The 204-nt window shown below is 42.2% G+C and carries 1 protein-coding gene; it reads left to right on the forward strand.

What is annotated here, in order from left to right; all coding sequences use genetic code 11:
• On the forward strand, window positions 1-204 hold a 204-nt coding region (locus AAC854_RS24145), incomplete at both ends, for a transposase (RefSeq protein WP_340619236.1).

Consider the following 204-nt stretch of genomic DNA (forward strand, 5'->3'; position numbering starts at 1 on the left):
GTTTCAAATTACACTTGGTTGTCAATCATCAGGGGGAAATTCTAGCGCTTAAAGTGACTGCGGGAAATGTGGATGATCGGGAACCTGTTCGTGAATTATCAAAAGAATTAATAGGTTCTCTTTACGGTGACAAAGGTTATCTCAGCCAGGAATTGGCGGACGATTTAGCCAAAACCGATGTCACTTTCATCACGAAAAAACGGC

Origin of the sequence: Xenorhabdus entomophaga (assembly GCF_037996725.1) — a bacterium.
GTDB lineage: Bacteria > Pseudomonadota > Gammaproteobacteria > Enterobacterales > Enterobacteriaceae > Xenorhabdus > Xenorhabdus khoisanae.